At 72.2% G+C, this 16,267-nt stretch carries 10 protein-coding genes and 1 pseudogene; 7 read left to right on the forward strand and 4 right to left on the reverse strand.

The genetic code is table 11. The features are described 5' to 3' along the window. On the forward strand, positions 1-1,349 hold a 1,349-nt coding region (locus GTY56_RS39190; RefSeq protein WP_161370018.1), incomplete at its 5' end, for an RICIN domain-containing protein. A gap of 62 nt (positions 1,350-1,411) precedes the next feature. Here GTY56_RS39190 and GTY56_RS39195 read toward each other — a convergent pair. Both GTY56_RS39195 and GTY56_RS39200 read right to left on the reverse strand, forming a co-directional pair. Further along, positions 1,412-2,710 (reverse strand): arsenic transporter, encoded by a 1,299-nt coding sequence (locus GTY56_RS39195; protein WP_161370019.1) that lies wholly within the window; start codon positions 2,708-2,710, stop codon positions 1,412-1,414. Positions 2,711-2,779: 69 nt separating this feature from the next. Continuing rightward, positions 2,780-5,167 (reverse strand): SpoIIE family protein phosphatase, encoded by a 2,388-nt coding sequence (locus tag GTY56_RS39200; protein WP_161370020.1) that lies wholly within the window; start codon positions 5,165-5,167, stop codon positions 2,780-2,782. 257 nt (positions 5,168-5,424) lie between these two features. Between GTY56_RS39200 and GTY56_RS39205 the strand changes: the two genes are divergently transcribed. The 3 genes from GTY56_RS39205 to GTY56_RS39215 all read left to right on the forward strand — a co-directional run bounded on the left by GTY56_RS39205 (position 5,425) and on the right by GTY56_RS39215 (position 11,779). After that, on the forward strand, positions 5,425-8,517 hold the full coding sequence (locus GTY56_RS39205; RefSeq protein ID WP_161370021.1) for a glycoside hydrolase family 2 TIM barrel-domain containing protein: 3,093 nt from the start codon (positions 5,425-5,427) through the stop codon (positions 8,515-8,517). 146 nt (positions 8,518-8,663) lie between these two features. Further along, a complete protein-coding gene (locus tag GTY56_RS39210) occupies positions 8,664-10,907 on the forward strand; it encodes a glycoside hydrolase family 9 protein (protein ID WP_161370022.1) in 2,244 nt (747 codons plus the stop codon). A gap of 80 nt (positions 10,908-10,987) precedes the next feature. Next, a complete protein-coding gene (locus tag GTY56_RS39215; RefSeq protein ID WP_161370023.1) occupies positions 10,988-11,779 on the forward strand; it encodes an alpha/beta fold hydrolase in 792 nt (263 codons plus the stop codon). Here the strand turns inward: GTY56_RS39215 and qcrB are convergent. Next, complete coding sequence (gene qcrB, locus GTY56_RS39220; protein ID WP_161370024.1) at positions 11,770-13,254, reverse strand: cytochrome bc1 complex cytochrome b subunit; 1,485 nt, start codon at positions 13,252-13,254, stop codon at positions 11,770-11,772. The genes GTY56_RS39215 and qcrB overlap by 10 nt on opposite strands. Next, the gene (locus GTY56_RS39225; protein ID WP_161370025.1) at positions 13,251-14,180 is read right to left on the reverse strand and encodes a sigma-70 family RNA polymerase sigma factor; all 930 of its coding nucleotides are present in this window, start codon (positions 14,178-14,180) and stop codon (positions 13,251-13,253) included. Before GTY56_RS39225 ends, qcrB begins: the two co-directional genes overlap by 4 nt. Before the next feature lie 174 nt (positions 14,181-14,354). Here GTY56_RS39225 and GTY56_RS39230 point away from each other — a divergent pair, with 174 nt between their 5' ends. The 3 genes and pseudogenes from GTY56_RS39230 to GTY56_RS39240 all read left to right on the forward strand — a co-directional run. After that, positions 14,355-14,600: a hypothetical protein gene (locus GTY56_RS39230; protein ID WP_062930854.1), complete on the forward strand. Its 246-nt coding sequence runs from the start codon at positions 14,355-14,357 to the stop codon at positions 14,598-14,600. 3 nt (positions 14,601-14,603) lie between these two features. Further along, on the forward strand, positions 14,604-14,981 hold the full coding sequence (locus GTY56_RS39235) for a hypothetical protein (protein WP_031110699.1): 378 nt from the start codon (positions 14,604-14,606) through the stop codon (positions 14,979-14,981). 329 nt (positions 14,982-15,310) lie between these two features. Continuing rightward, a pseudogene (locus GTY56_RS39240) lies at positions 15,311-16,267 on the forward strand (hydrolase); the annotation flags it as partial.

Here is a 16,267-nt window from a genome sequence, read left to right on the forward strand (position 1 = left end):
GGGGAGCGGCCGGCGCGGCCGCCGCCGCGACCCCTGCCGCCGCGGCACGCGAGCTGTTCCCGGACCCGGTGGCCCTGGCGCGCGAGGTCTTCCCGGACCCGGCCGGCATGGCGTACGAGATCATTCCGGACCCGGTCCCGCCTGCGCGTGAATCCTTCCCCGAGCCGGCCAGTGAGCGGCGTGAGGTCTTTCCGGATCCGGTCCGGACCGGGCGTGAGCCCTTCCCCGGGCCGACCGGTGAGGGGCGCGGGGCCTTCCCGGACCCGGTCGCCCTCGCCGGCACCGTCGGGGAGTCGTTCACCGATCCGGGCGGCCCGGCGGCGGTGCCGCCCCCTCCCACGGCGGTGGGCACACCCCTCGACAGGCCCCGCGGTCCGGTCACGACCGGCGGGAGTCTCTCCGCACCGCCGCCCGTCACCGTCTCCGCCTCCCCGGGCCCCCGGATCGCGGCGCGAAGATCCGCCCACCGGACGGCCCGCCGTGCCGCCCGGCGACGCAACCTCACCGTGGGCATCCTGACGGTCAGCGGCCTCGTCGTCCTGCCGCTGGTCCTGTGGTCCACCGGCAACGGCGGCGACGGCGCCCCGGCCGGTGCCGACCGGCCCTCCGGGGGAGCACCCGACTCCGAGGCGGGCGGAGCGACCACCGACCCGTCCTGGGCCGGGGCGGAGGAGGCCGCGAAGGGCGCTCTGCGCGGGCGGCTGCACAACGTGGCCTCGGGCCTGTGCGTGGGCATCGACGGCGAGAAGGCCGTCGAGGACGGCGAGGCCGAACTCACGACCTGCTCAGCGGACGCCGCCCAGCAATGGACGTACGAGACCGACGGACGGCTGCGCAACGGCGCCGCCCCCGACCTGTGCCTGGACTCACAGCTCGGCTACTCGGTGCGGCTGGCCCCCTGTGCGGGCGCGTCCCGGCCGGACCCGAAGAACATCCGCTACGACTTCACCCTCCAGGGCGCTCTCGTGCCCCGCTGGGACCAGGACCTCGCCCTGGCCCCGGCCGCGACCAACGGCTCGGGGGCCCTGGTCCTGAAGGCGCGGACGGGCGACGAGGCCCAGCGGTGGGTGATCGACACCTCCAAGGCCGACCTCCGGATGGAGGCCGTCAACTGGAACGCGGCCGTCCCGGCCCCGCGCCCCACGCCGGCCCCCACCCCGTCGAAGACCCCCGAGCGCCCGCCGGCGCCGTCCGTGACCTCCCCGGCCCCGGAGCCGGCGCCGAGCAGCCCCGCCGCCACCGCATCGCCCTGCGACCGCCACGGCTACTACTGCGACGCGGACGGCCGGTACGGCAACCCGCGAGACGGCTACCCCGGCCACGGATACGGCCCCGGCGGCTACAACTGAAAAGATCGGGTGATGGCGGCCATGGCTACGGCGGAGACGGCCGCCGCTGACCGGGCGTGCGCTCAGACCCCGACCACGGTCAGGGACAGCCACAGGGCCACCACGGCCGGCACCAGTGCGGCCGGTACGGCGAGCAGCCCGAGCCGGGTGAACTCCCCGAGCCCGACCCGGTGCCCGTGCTGCTGCACGATCCGCCGCCACAGCAGGGTCGCCAGTGATCCGGCGTAGGTCAGGTTGGGGCCGATGTTCACGCCGAGCAGTACCGCCAGCACGGCACCGGGACCGGCCCCGGCGGTGAGGGGCAGCAGCACCAGCACCGCGGGCAGGTTGTTGATGAGGTTCGCCAGGACGGCGGCCAGCGCGGCCACGCCCAGCAGCATGAGCAGCCCCGACCCGTCGGGCAGCACACGCCGCAGCGCGTCGGCGAGCCCGTGATCGACGACCGCGCGCACCACGACACCGAGCGCGAGCACGAACGCGAGGAAGGCCGGGGAGGCGGACCGCACCACCGTCAGCGGCGTCGCTCGCCGCCTGAGCAGTGCACGGCCGGCCAGCACCAGCGCCCCGGCCGTCGCGGCCCAGGCCGGTTCGATCCCCACGGCGGAGGCCACCACGAACCCGGCGAGCGTGCAGCCGACCGTGACGAGGGCGAACATCGGCAGCGGCTCGGGACGCGGCGCGGGATCGGGGGAGGGGAGGGGCGCCGCGAGTTCGTCGTCGAAGAAGCGCCGGAACACCAGATACTCGGCGGCGATGGCGACCAGCCAGGGAAGTGCCATCAGGGCCGCGAAGCGGGTGAAGCTCAGCCCGCTCGCGGTGAAGGCCAGCAGATTGGTCAGGTTGGAGACCGGCAGCAGCAGTGAGGCGGTGTTCGACAGGTGGGCGCACGCGTACAGGTGCGGCCGGGCTCGGACCCCCATCCGGGTGGCGGTGGCGAGCACCACCGGAGTGAGCAGGACGACGGTCGCGTCCAGGCTGAGCACGGCCGTGATGACGGACGCCAGCGCGAACACAGCGGTGAGCAGCCGGGTGGGGCGTCCGGCGGCCCAGCGCGCCATCCACGCCCCGCACGCCGTGAACAGCCCCTCGACGTCGCAGAAGTGGGCGAGTACCAGCACGGCCGCGAGGAAACCGACCACCGGCCCCAGCCGCTGGACCTCCTCCCAGGCGTGCTCCGGCGAGATCACGCCGAGGGCGAGGGCGAGCCCTGCGGCCGGCACCGCCAGCACGGCCTCGGGCAGCCCCTTCGGGCGGGCGACGGCCCAGACCAGCACGGCGGCCAGCAGCGTCACGGACAGGACTTCGGCGAGCGGGGTGTTCAGGGCGGGTCCTCCGGGACGCGATCGTTCGTGCCCGCTCATGAAACCAGGCCTGGGTAAGAGCCCTTCGACGGCCCCGCCGTCGCACCGGCCCGGCCCGGCGGAACCTGCTCAGATCTCGTCGTCGAGCAGGGCCAGCTCCGACCAGATCGTCTTGCCCTCGGCGGTGTGCCTGCTGCCCCATCGCTGGGTGAGCTGGGCGACCAGGAGCAGACCGCGGCCGCCCTCGTCCCAGGTCTTGGCCCGGCGCAGGTGCGGAGCCGTGTGGTTGGTGTCGGACACCTCGCAGATCAGGGTGGCCGCGTCGTGGATCAGCCGCAGCCGGATGGGCGGGGCGCCGTAGCGGATGGCGTTGGTGACCAGTTCGCTCACGACCAGCTCGGCGGTGAACGTGGCCTCGGACAGCCCCCAGCGTTCCAGCTGGCCGACGACCTGCTTGCGGATGGGGGCCACCAGTGCCGGGTCGGCGGGGATGTCCCAGGTGGCGACCTGGGCGGACGGCAGGCCGCGGGTGCGGGCCAGCAGCAGGGCCACGTCGTCGCTGGAGCCGCCCGGCGGGAGCAGGCTGTGCAGCACGCGGTCGCAGGTCTCGTCCAGGGAGTCGGAGGGCGCCGACAGGGCCTCGCGGAGCATCCGGCCGCTCGCGTCGACGTCCCGCTCGCGGCTCGCCAGCAGCCCGTCCGTGTGGAACGCCAGGACGCTGCCCTCCCGCAGTTCCACCTCGGCGGATTCGAACGGCAGCCCTCCGACGCCCAGCGGGGGGCCCGAGGGCAGGTCCAGCTGCTCGGCCGGGCCGTCCGGCGGCACGAGCAGGGGCAGCGGATGCCCCGCCCGGGCCAGGTTGCAGCGTCGCGACACCGGGTCGTACACCGCGTAGAGGCAGGTCGCGCCCACCTCTCCGGCGCCGTGGTCCCCGCCGGACTCCTGGGACAGCCGGACGACCAGGTCGTCGAGGTGGGTGAGCAGTTCGTCGGGGGCCAGGTCGATGTCGGCGAGGGTGCGCACGGCGGTGCGGAGCCGGCCCATGGTGGCCGAGGCCTGGATGCCGTGGCCGACGACGTCGCCGACGACCATGGCGACCCGCATCCCGGACAGCGGGATCACGTCGAACCAGTCGCCGCCCACGCCGGAGCGGGTGGCCGGCAGATAGCGGGAGGCCGCCTCCACCGCGGCGGTGTGCGGCAGGGTGCGGGGCAGCAGGCTGCGCTGCAGGGTGAGGGTCGTCTCGCGCTCGCGCGAGTAGCGGCGTGCGTTGTCGATGCAGACGGCGGCCCGGGCCGTGACCTCCTCGGCCAGCAGCACGTCGTCGTCGGTGAACTCCTCGGGACGCCGGAAGCGCGTGAACACCGCCACGCCGAGGGTCGTGCCCCGGGCCTGGAGCGGGACGGACATCGTGGAGTGGATGCCGTACTCCTGGACCCGCTGGAAACGCACCGGGTCCCAGGCGAGCCACTGCCCCAGGTCGCCGGAGGAGCCCGAGGCCACGACGGTGTGCCCCACGGCCAGCGAGGCGGCCTGCGGGGAGCTCTCCGGGTAGACGTCGGCCTGCCCGGGCTTGACGGCCGCTTCGGGGCTGCCCCGGTTGACCGACTGGTGGGCGGCCCGGCGCAGCTGCACCGGCGGGGCCGGCGGACCGGGAGCCTCGCCGCCGGCCTCCTGTGCCTCCAGCAGGTCGACGCTGACGAAGTCGGCGAGCGCGGGAACGCACACGTCCGCCAGCTCCTGGGCCGTCCGGGTGACGTCGAGGGTGGTGCCGATGCGCACGCTCGCCTCGTTGACCAGTTGCAGCCGCTCCCGCGCCCGGTACTGGTCGGAGAAGTCGTGGGCCGTCACGCACACGCCGCGCACCTGGCCGGCCCCGTCGGTGAGCGGTGCCATCCTGGCCAGCCAGGCGTGCGCGGCCCGGCTCTCGCCGGTGGCCTTCATGTACGTCTGCATGTCCTGCCGCCGGCCGGTGCCCAGGACCTGGCGCAGATTCTTTTCGAGCTCGGAGTTCTGCGGCCGGCTGCCGACGTCGGTGGGCTTCAGACCCAGCACCCGCCCGGCGGGCAGTCCCAGGAGGTCTGCCATGGCCTCGTTGACGCCGCGCAGCCGCAGCCGCTCGTCGAAGATCATCGTGGCGCAGGGCGACTGCGTCAGGGCCAGGCGCACCAGCGGGTCGTCCGGCAGTCCGGGGCCGGTGGCCTCCGGCGGGGACACCGCGAGCCACTCGGTCGTCTCGGGTCCTTCGGGGGGCCTGCGATGGGCGAGTACCCAGACGGACACCGGGTGGCCGTCGCGGTGGCGCAGGGTGAGGGTGCCGCTCCAGCGGGAGTCCTCCGGCACGGGCGGGAGCTCCGCGCCGTCGGCGAGCAGTGCTGCGGCCGGGCGGCCCACGACCTCGGCGGCGGTGTGACCCAGCAGCCGGCGGGCGCCTTCGCTCCACTCGGTGAGCGTGCCGTCGACGGCGATGACGGCACGGGCGGCCACGCCATCGTCGAACACCTCGTCCGGGCTCATCGTCGCGACTCCATACGGACACTCACAGTGAACAGGGAAGCCAGTTGAGTTCCAGCGTAGTCCGTAGCCACCCGACGTGGACCGGTAACCCCCGTGCCGACCGCGCACCCGGAGACCAGGCGCAGATCCGGTCGAAGTGACCCCTGAGGCAGAAGGGCGCTCCCGGACCCTTGACGGTCATGTGTGACAGGTCGACAGAATCTGTTTGTTCGCGATCAGTTGTGAGTGCTTCTGGTTTCTCATGAGGGAGAGCCGCCATGTCGGTCACGCGCAGATCGGTCCTGCTCGCCTCCGCGGCCACGCCGGCGGCCGGAGCGCTGCTCGCTCCGGAGGCGTGGGCCGCCGGAGAGTCGCGCGGTGCCTCCGGCCGCCGGACCGTCGCACTGCGCGACGGCTGGCGCTTCGCGCTGGTGAACCCGGGCGGCATCACCGACCCGACCGGCGCCTACGCCGACGCCCACCTTCCCGGCCACGACGACTCCGGATGGCGAGAGACCGCCGTCCCGCACGACTGGAGCATCGAGCAGACCCCCACCACCGAGCACGGCACCACCAGCGGCACCGGCTTCCTGCCCGGGGGCCTCGGCTGGTACCGCCTGGCCTTCACCCTGCCGCCCGCCCTCGCCGGCAGGCGCGTCTCGGTGGAGTTCGACGGTGTCTACATGGACTCCACCGTCTACTGCAACGGCAAGGAGGCCGGCCGCCACCCCTACGGCTACACCGGCTTCGCCCTCGACCTCACCGACCTGGTCCACACCGACGGCACCACCGGGAACGTGCTCGCCGTCCATGTCCGGAACCGGCTCCCCAGCAGCCGCTGGTACTCGGGCAGCGGCATCTACCGCGAGGCCCGCCTGGTGATCACCGAGCCGGTGCACGTGGCCCGCTGGGGCACCCGCGTCACCGCGCCCGAGATCTCCGCCGAGCGGGCCCTCGTACGGGTCGCCACCTCCGTCGTCAACGCCTCGGGCACGGACGCCGACGTCGAGGTCGTCTCCCGGATCGTCGACCGCAAGGGCCGGACGGTCGCCCGTACCTCCTCCGCCGCAGCCGTCACCACCGAGCGGACCGAGACCGAGACCCAGGAACTCACCGTCCGGCGCCCCGAGTTGTGGGACTTCGAGACCCCCCACCGCTACACCCTGCACACCGAACTGCGCGTCGGCGGCCGGACCACCGACACCTACCGCACGGTCTTCGGCCTGCGCACCTTCCGTTTCGACCCGGACGAGGGCTTCTTTCTCAACGGCACCCATCACAAGATCAAGGGTGTCGACCTCCACCACGACCTGGGCGCACTCGGTGCGGCCGTCAGCATCGACGCCGTCCGCCGGCAGCTGGAGATCATGCGGTCCATGGGCGTCAACGCCCTGCGCACCTCCCACAACCCGCCCGCGCCCGAGGTGATCCAGGTCTGCGAGGAGCTGGGCGTCGTCATGCTGGTGGAGGCGTTCGACTGCTGGCGCACCGGCAAGAACCAGTACGACTACGGCCGCTTCTTCGACGAGTGGTGCGAGAAGGACGCCACCGAGATGGTGCTGGCGGCCCGGAACTCGCCCGCCGTACTGAGCTGGTCCATCGGCAACGAGGTCCCCGACTCCACCTCCACCGCGGGCCTCGCCATGGCCGACCGGATCATCGACGCGATCAGGGCCGCCGACGACACCCGACCGCTGGTCATCGGCTCCGACAAGTACCGCCGCCTGCCCGCCAAGGGCTCCGCGGCCGATCTCATGCTGGCCAAGCTGGACGGCCTCGGCCTCAACTACAACACCGCCAAGTCGGTGGACCAGCTGCACGCGGCCTACCCGCACCTGTTCCTCTTCGAGTCCGAGTCCTCCTCGGAGACCTCCACCCGCGGGGCCTACCAGGAGCCCGAGCACCTCAACACCGGCGAGAACCACACACCGGGCAGACGCGCGACCTCCTCCTACGACAACAACCTCGCCTCCTGGACGATGAGCGGCGAGTACGGCCACAAGAAGGACCGGGACCGCAAGTGGTTCGCCGGGCAGTTCCTGTGGTCCGGCATCGACTACCTCGGCGAGCCCACGCCCTACGACGTCTTCCCGGTCAAGGCGTCCTTCTTCGGCGCGGTCGACACCGCGGGCTTCCCGAAGGACATGTACCACCTCTTCAGGAGCCAGTGGACCGAGCGGCCGATGGTCCACCTGCTCCCGATGACCTGGAACCACAGGGAGGGCGACACGGTCGAGGTCTGGGCGTACGCGAACGTCGACACCGTCGAGCTGTACCTCAACGGCAAGTCCCTGGGCGTACGGCGCTTCGACACCAAGAAGACCGTGGACGGCCGCACCTACCTGGAGACGACCGAGGCGACCGGCGACGACAAGACCTTCACCGACGGCCCCTATCCCGGCAGCTACACCAGCCCGAACGGCAGTGCCGGCAAGCTCCACCTCACGTGGCGGGTGCCTTTCGCGCCGGGTGAACTGAAGGCCGTCGCCCGGCAGGGGGGCAAGGTGGTCGCGACCGACGTGCTGCGCACCGCCGGAGCGCCGCACTCGATACGCCTGGCCGCGGACCGCACGTCCCTCGCCGCGGACGGCCGTTCCCTGGTCTTCGTGACCGCCGAGGTCGTCGACCGGCGCGGCGTGGTGGTGCCCGACGCGGAGCACCTGCTCTCCTTCGAGGTGGCGGGCGGCTCCCTCGCCGGACTCGACAACGGCCGCCAGGAGAGCGCCGAGCGCTACCAGGCGAGCACCCGGACCGCCTTCCACGGCAAGGCCCTCGCCATCGTCCGGTCCGGCACGAAGGCCGGCGCGGTGAAGGTGACCGCCCGCGCCGAGGGGCTGCGCACCGGCACCGCGACCGTCCGCGCCACTCCGGCCGGAGACCGGGCCGAAACGATCCCGCCCGTCTTCGGGCCGGACCATCCGGCTCCCGTGGACCACCCGCACGCGGATGCCGGTTACTCCGGCCGCCCGGACACCCTGCCCGCCGCCATGCTCGACGGCGATCCGGCCACGGGCTGGTCCAACGGCTTCTTCAAGCAGGCCACGCCCTTGCTGCCGGCCTTCGACGGAGCGCGGGCCGAGGACTGGGTCTCGGTCGACCACGGGCGCACCCGCGGCTTCCACCGGGTGGACGTCTCCTTCACGGTGGACGCCACGCACAGCCTGCCCGCGACGATCGAGGTCGCGGTCTGGGACGGCCGGGCGTGGCAGCCCGCGCGGGACGCCGGGATCAGCTGGGCCGCCGCCTCCGACGCCCCCACCGCGATCACCTTCGCGCCCCTGCGCGGCTCCCGGATCCGGCTCACCCTGACGAGCCGACACCCCGACGAGGCGCGTGGCGCGATACGCATCAGCCGGATCGACGCCCTCTAGGTCGCCCCGGTCCGGACGGGCGGTGAACAGCCAGTCCCGTCCCGACCGTTGACGGGGTGTCACATCAACCACAACCATGGCCAGCATCCGCATTTGGGAGCGCTCCCACGTCGAGCGCCACCCGCACCTCCCGGAGGAGCCCGGACGTGAAACGACGCAGAACCGCACTGCTGTCCCTGACCGCCCTGCTGGCGACCGCCCTCACCGCGCTGCCCGCCGCGCCGGCCGGGGCCGAAGAGGCCGAGCAGGTCAGGAACGGCACCTTCGACACCACCACCGACCCCTGGTGGACGACCAGCAACGTCACCGCCGGCCTGTCCGACGGCCGGCTCTGCGCCGACGTCCCCGGCGGCACCACCAACCGCTGGGACGCCGCGGTCGGGCAGAACGACATCACCCTCGTGAAGGGGGAGTCGTACCGCTTCTCGTTCAGCGCCACCGGGACACCCGCAGGGCACGTGGTGCGGGCGATCGTGGGCCTGTCGGTGTCGCCGTACGACACCTACCACGAGGTGACACCGCAGCTCAGCGTCTCCGGTGACACCTACTCGTACACCTTCACCTCGCCCGTCGACACCGCTCAGGGGCAGGTCGGCTTCCAGCTCGGCGGCAGCGCGGACGCCTGGCGCTTCTGCATGGACGACGTCTCGCTGCTGGGCGGGGTGACGCCGGAACCGTACGAGCCCGACACCGGGCCCCGGGTCCGCGTGAACCAGGTCGGCTATCTGCCGGCCGGCCCGAAGAACGCCACCCTGGTCACCGACGCCACGGCGAAGCTGCCCTGGCAGCTGAAGAACTCCGACGGGAGGGTGGTCGCCCGGGGAACGACCCTGCCGCGCGGGGTCGACGCCTCCTCCGGGCAGAACGTCCACTCGATCGACTTCGGCGCGTTCCGCACCAGGGGGTCGGGCTTCACACTCGTCGCCGACGGAGAGACCAGCCGCCCCTTCGACATCGGCGCGAAGGCCTATGAGCGGCTGCGGCTGGACTCGGCGAAGTACTACTACACGCAGCGCAGCGGCCTCGCGATACGCGACGACCTGCGGCCCGGCTACGGCCGCCCCGCCGGTCACGTCGGCGTGGCACCCAACAAGGGCGACACCTCCGTGCCCTGCCAGCCCGGCGTCTGCGACTACACCCTCGACGTCAGCGGCGGCTGGTACGACGCGGGCGACCACGGCAAGTACGTCGTCAACGGCGGCATCTCCACCTGGGAGCTGCTGAGCACCTACGAACGCGCCCGGCACGCCCGCACCGGGCAGGCGGACAAGCTCGGGGACGGCACCCTCGCCATCCCGGAGAGCGGCAACAAGGTCCCGGACATCCTGGACGAGGCCCGCTGGGAGCTGGAGTTCCTGCTGAAGATGCAGGTGCCCGACGGCAAGCCGCTGGCCGGGATGGCCCACCACAAGATGCACGACGAGCAGTGGACCGGCCTGCCGCTGATGCCCCACGACGATCCGCAGAAGCGTGAGCTGCACCCGCCCTCCACCGCCGCCACCCTCAACCTGGCCGCCACGGCGGCGCAGGCCGCCCGGATGTACCGGCCCTACGACAAGGCGTTCGCGGGCAAGGCACTGGCGGCCGCCCGCAAGGCCTGGGCGGCGGCGCTCGCCCACCCCGACCGCCACGCCTCAGAGAGCGACGGGGTCGGCGGCGGCGCCTACGCCGACAGCGACGTCGCCGACGACTTCTACTGGGCGGCGGCCGAGCTGTACCTCTCGACCGGGGAGAAGCGGTTCGAGGAGTACGTCGCGAAGTCCCCGGTGCACACGGCCGACATCTTCAAGCCGATCGGCTTCGACTGGGCCCGCACCGGCGTCGCGGGCCGGCTCGACCTCGCCACTGTGCCGAGCAGGCTTCCCGGCCGGGACGCCGTGCGCCAGTCCGTCGTCAAGGGCGCCGACCGCTACCTCGCCACCCTCAAGGCGCACCCCTACGGCATGCCGTACGCGCCGGACGGCAACACCTACGACTGGGGCTCCAGCCACCAGGTGCTCAACAACGCGGTCGTCCTGGCCACCGCGTACGACATCACCGGCGCCTCGAAGTACCGGGACGGCGCGTTGCAGAGCATGGACTACATCCTGGGCCGCAACGCGCTGAACATCTCCTACGTCACCGGCTACGGCGAGGTCAGCGCGCAGAACCAGCACAGCCGCTGGTACGCCCGCCAGCTCGACCCCGCCCAGCCCAACCCGCCGAAGGGCACCCTCGCGGGCGGGCCGAACTCGAGCATTCAGGACCCCTTCGCACAGAGCAAACTCCAGGGCTGTGTCGGCCAGTTCTGCTACATCGACGACATCCAGTCCTGGTCGACCAACGAGCACACGATCAACTGGAACGCCGCCCTGACCCGCATGGCCTCCTTCGTGGCGGACCAAGGGTAGGGACGGACCGGGCAGCGGTGCCGCGTGCCGGGGGAGTCCGCCGACAGGACGCCCCCGGCACGCGCGCGTAGCCTGGTGTCATGCCAGCGGTGCGGGTCGACGGCATCGAGGTCGCGTACGACCGGGTGGGCCAGGGCCCGCCCCTCGTGCTCGCGCACGGCGCCACGACGGACGCCCGGCTGTTCGTCGGCCAGGCCGGGGACCTGGCCGACGAGTTCACCGTCGTCGCCTGGGACGAGCCGGGCGCCGGCCGCTCCTCCGACGTACCGCTGTCCTTCACCCTGGCCGACTACGCCCGCTGTCTGGCCGCCGTCATCGAGGACCTGGACCTCGGCCCGGCCCATGTCCTCGGCCTGTCCTGGGGCGGGACCGTCGTGCTGGAGCTCTACCGGCACCACGCCGAGCTCGTCCGGACCCTGCTCCTCGTCGACACCTACGCGGGCTGGAAGGGCTCGCTGCCCGCTGCGGACGTGCGGGCACGGGTCGAGGGCGCGGAACGGATGCTCGCCGTCCCTGCCGAGGTGTTCGCACCGACCATGCCGGGCCTCTTCGCCGGGCAACCGTCCGCCGAGGCCGTACGCCTGCTGTCGGTGATGTCGGCCGACACCCGGGCCCGGAGCATACGGACCGAGCTCACCGTCATGGCCGAGGCCGACCAGCGCGATCTGCTGCCGAAGATCGAGGTGCCCACGCTGCTGCTGTGGGGCGAGCTCGACGCGCGCTCACCCGTGGAGACCGTCGCCCGCCAGTTCCTCGAAGCGGTCCCGCGGGCCACGCTGGTCGTCCTGCCCGGTGTCGGGCACCTCAGCAACATCGAGGCGCCGGAGCCGTTCAACCGGACCGTCCGCGAGTTCTGCCGCGCTCACTCCTGACCGGGCCCGGCCAGGGCCCGGCGCTGATCGTGCCCGACGGGCTCCCCGGGCCTTCGGTGAGCGGTCAGCGTGTGCAGCCGGGCCTGGTCCAGCGGCTCGTGCACCTCGACGTACTCGCCGTGCGGCAGCCGTTTGACCACGCCGGTCGGGCGGCCGTGCCGCACCAGTTCCTCGTCGCGCCGTTGCAGCCCCAGGCAGATGCGCCGGGTGACGGTGAAGACGGCCGCCGGGACGACGAACACGGCGATCCGCACCGCCCACGTCACCGTGTTGATCGACAGGTGGAGGCGGGTCGCCACGATGTCGTTGCCGCCGCCCGCCAGGAGCACCAGGTAGAGGCTGATCCAGGCCGCCCCGATCGCCGTACGGACCGGGCGGTTGCGCGGCCGGTCCAGCAGATGGTGCTCCTGCCGGTCGCCGGTGAACCGGGCCTCCAGGAACGGGTACACGCCGATGAGGACCAGCAGCAGCGGGAACACCACGATCGGGATCAGCACACCCAGCACCAGCGTGTGCCCCCACAGCGTGATTTCCCAGCCGGGCATGATCCGCACCAGGCCCTCGGCGAAGCCGAGGTACCAGTCGGGCTGGGCGCCCGTGGACACCTGGTCGGCGCGGTACGGTCCGTACGACCACACCGGGTTGACCGTGGCCACCGCCGCCATCACCGTCAGCACCCCGAACACCAGGAAGAAGAAGCCGCCCGCCTTCGCCAGGTACACCGGCATGAACGGTGAGCCCACGACATTGCGCTCGGTGCGCCCGGGCCCGGCGAACTGGGTGTGCTTGTGGTACACGACCAGCAGCAGGTGGACCACGATCAGCGCCGCCATGACCCCGGGGATCAGCAGCACGTGCAGCGCGTAGAAGCGGGCCACGATGTCGTCGCCGGGGAACTCGCCGCCGAACAGGAACATCGCCAGGTACGTCCCCACGATCGGCACCGACAGCAGCGCGCCGTGCACGAACCTCAGGCCCGTGCCCGAGAGCAGGTCGTCCGGCAGCGAGTAGCCGAACAGTCCCTCGAAGAGACCGAGGAAGAGCAGCAGCCAGCCGAACAGCCAGTTGACCTCCCGCGGCTTGCGGAACGAGCCGGTGAAGAAGTGCCGCATCATGTGCGTCAGCATCCCGGCGACGAAGACCAGCGCCGCCCAGTGGTGGATCTGCCGGATCAGCAGCCCGCCGCGCACGTCGAAGCTGATGTCCAGCGTGGACGCGTACGCCTCGGACATCCGCACACCGTTCAGCGGGACGTAACTCCCCTGGTACGTCACCTCGTTCATCGACGGGTGGAAGAACAGCGTCAGGTACACGCCGGTGAGGACCAGCACCACGAAGCTGTACAGGCAGACCTCGCCCAGCAGGAACGACCAGTGGTCGGGGAACACCTTGCGCAGGTACTTCCTGCCCAGCGTGCGGGTGCCGAGCCGTCCGTCGAACCAGTCGGCGAGGCGCTCGCCGCGTCCGGCGCTCACGCCGCCGCCCGGGGGAGGTGGGCGAGCTTGTCCGGATTGGCCACCACATAGATGCCGCGTACCCGGTCGCCGTCCGGGGTGAGGTCCAGTACCAGCACGGCGAACGGCGCGTCGCCGTCGAACAGCACCGCCGCGTCGTCGCCGTTGACGCGCCGGTAGCGCCAGACGGGACGGTCCGGGCCGCCGCGGCCGGACGTGAGCAGACGGGTCACCTTGTCCCGGCCGTGCACCGGGCGCAGGCTCGCCCGCCGGCGCTTGCCGCCGGCGTCCGTCCACGCCGTGACGTCCGGCGCGAGGACCTCCATCAGTTCGGCGATGTCCCCGCCGAGCGCCGCGCGCACGAACCGCTCGGTCGCCTCTCGCCGCACCCGCGGATGCGCCTCGTACCGCGGGCGCCGCGCGTGCACGTGCTCCCGGGCCCGGTGCGCCAACTGCCGTACGGCGGCGGGGGAGCGGTCGATGATCTCCGCGATCTCGGCATGCGGGTAACCGAACACCTCGCCCAGTACGAACACCGCCCGCTCCAGCGGCGTGAGCGACTCGAGGACCACCAGCATCGCCAGCGACACCGATTCCGAACGCAGGGCCGGATCCTCCGCGGTCCCGGTGTCATCGGTGACCAGGGGCTTGGGCAGCCACGGGCCCACGTACGTCTCCCGGCGGCGGCTGATCACGGCACGGCGGCGCAGCGCGTGGTTGACGGCCACCCGGACGAGGTAGGCGCGCGGGTTGTCGACACTGGCCAGGGGTGCGCCGCCGCCGCGGGCCGTCCAGGAGAGCCAGGTCTCCTGGAGGACGTCCTCGGTGTCGGCGACACTGCCGAGGATGTTGTAGACGACGCCGAACAGCAGCTCGCGATGGTCGACGAACACCCCGGTCGCCGCGTCGAGCGGGGTGCCGGTGCCGGATACGGAGCTCTCGGTCATGCGGGGGCCTCCTCTGGCGCGCTCACCACTGCGAGCCGGGCAGGGCCCCGGAATGTGACATCGCACGGGCCGATGTGACCCACATCTCAGGTCCGTCACTGCCCCGGTACCACTGGGCAGCCGCACTGACCTGGGGGTATTTACGAGTCAGTACCCGAGCGGTACCGTGAAGGCATGCCAGCTCTCAACGTGGAGTTCAGCGACCGCGAACTTGAGGACCTCAGGCAGATCGCCAAGGAGCGCGGTACGTCCATGAAGGCGCTCGTGCGAGAGGCGGCCGCGGCCGACATAGCCCGCCACCGGGCCCTCCAGGAAGGCGCGGAGGCCTTCCGCCGGTTCTTCTCCACCCACGCCGACGAGTTCGCCGCCGCGTTCCCCGACGACGAACCGCCCGCCAAGGGCGAAGGGCGGGCCGCCTGACTCATGGCGCCCGTGATCCATATCGACGTGCCCTGGCTGCTTCAGCGCCATGAGGAGGTCCTGCCGGACCAGCCCACCGTCAACGACTTCTCCGCGCTGGTCGCCGCCGTCGCCCGGCACCGGGTCGACCCGCCCCGCCTCGGGGTGAACTCCGACCCGGCCTGGCGGGCCGCCGCGCTGCTGCACACCATCACCGTGCTCCGGCCGCTGCCCTCGGCCAACGCCCGTTTCGCCTGTGCGACCGCCGTGGCGTACATGTTCGTCAGCGGCGTGGGCATCGACCCGCCGTACGGGGCGCTGGTCGACCTCGCCCGCGACCTGCTGTCCGGCACCACCGACGTGTACGGCGCGGCGGACCGGCTGCGTTCCTGGCAGATCTGACGAACGGGCGCGGTGCCCGATTCACACAGGCCGCAGGGAAATGTCGAAAAAGGGTGCGAGCCGCGTACGCCCGTTCCCCGTTTCTGACTTTCTGTCAATGGCGGGGATGTTGTCCGGGTGCCTTGTTGGCCGTGTGGGGGTTGTGGAAGAGTGAAACGCGCGTGCGGGGGGAATGGCCGGGTGTCGCACGTGATTTGTGGACCGCGTCCGATTCGCCGTCGGTGAATTCGCACCTCCCGCGCCGCGCCAAAAGAGGTACGCACCAACCGGGCCTCCTTTTTCGGCGGCATGACCTTTGTGTGTCACATGCGTGGGAAGGAACCATCTCAGTGCCCACCCCCCACCCCCCTCGCCCTCCGTATCCCCCGCCCGGCGGGGATCCGGGGGAATCCGATGAATCACTCGCCGCTCCGCTGAGAGGCAGCCCGGAGGGCCAGGTCGCCGCCCATTCCGTCGCGCTGCTGATGGCGCGGCACTACCAGCCGGTGCACGACTACGCGGTCATCTGTCTCGCCTCGTCGGCGCAGGTCGCAGCGATGGTGACCGGAACCGCCTTCCACCGGACCCTCAACCGCCTCGCCTTCGGCGAGTCGGCCGTCGCACTGCGCCCGGCCCTTCTGGTGACCGTGCGCGACACCATCCGTGAGTGGTCCGGCGACGATCGAATATCGGCCGTTCTGCCCGCCCTGCAGAAACCGGCCGGAGGGCGTGGGCTGCGCGCCGCGACGTCCATGACACCCGAAAATCGCATCCTCGCGGAGCGGGCATTCCAGGCACTTCCCGCCCCCTCGCGCTGTTTGCTGTGGCATGTCGAGGTCGAGGCCGATCCTTTAAGCGTCCCGGCCGGGCTGCTGGGCATGGACACCGACATCGCCGCGGCGGCCCTTGAACAGGCGCGGGACACATTCCGCCAAGGCTGTGTCCAGGCCCATCGCGAACTCGCGCCCACCCAGGATTGCGGCTTCTACAACCGCCTCCTCGACGTCCCGATCCGCCGGGGCGGCGCACTCCTGCCGGATGTCCAGCAGCATCTGGACGAGTGCCGCTACTGCCGGAACGCGGCAGAACAACTGAGCCATTTCGAGGGCCCGCTGGGGCCGTTGATCGCCGAGGCGGTACTCGGCTGGGGCGCCCGCCGCTACCTCGACTCGCGCCCGGGACGCGCGTCGCACGGCGGCCGGGGTGCTCGCGCCGGCCGGCGCGGTGGCGGACGGCGGGGCGGCGGACACGGTCTGCTGTCCCGCCTTCCCGTGCCCGCGCGCCGGGGTCCGCAGGCGCTGCGCTCC

The organism is Streptomyces sp. SID5643 (assembly GCF_009872555.1).
GTDB lineage: Bacteria > Actinomycetota > Actinomycetes > Streptomycetales > Streptomycetaceae > Streptomyces > Streptomyces iakyrus.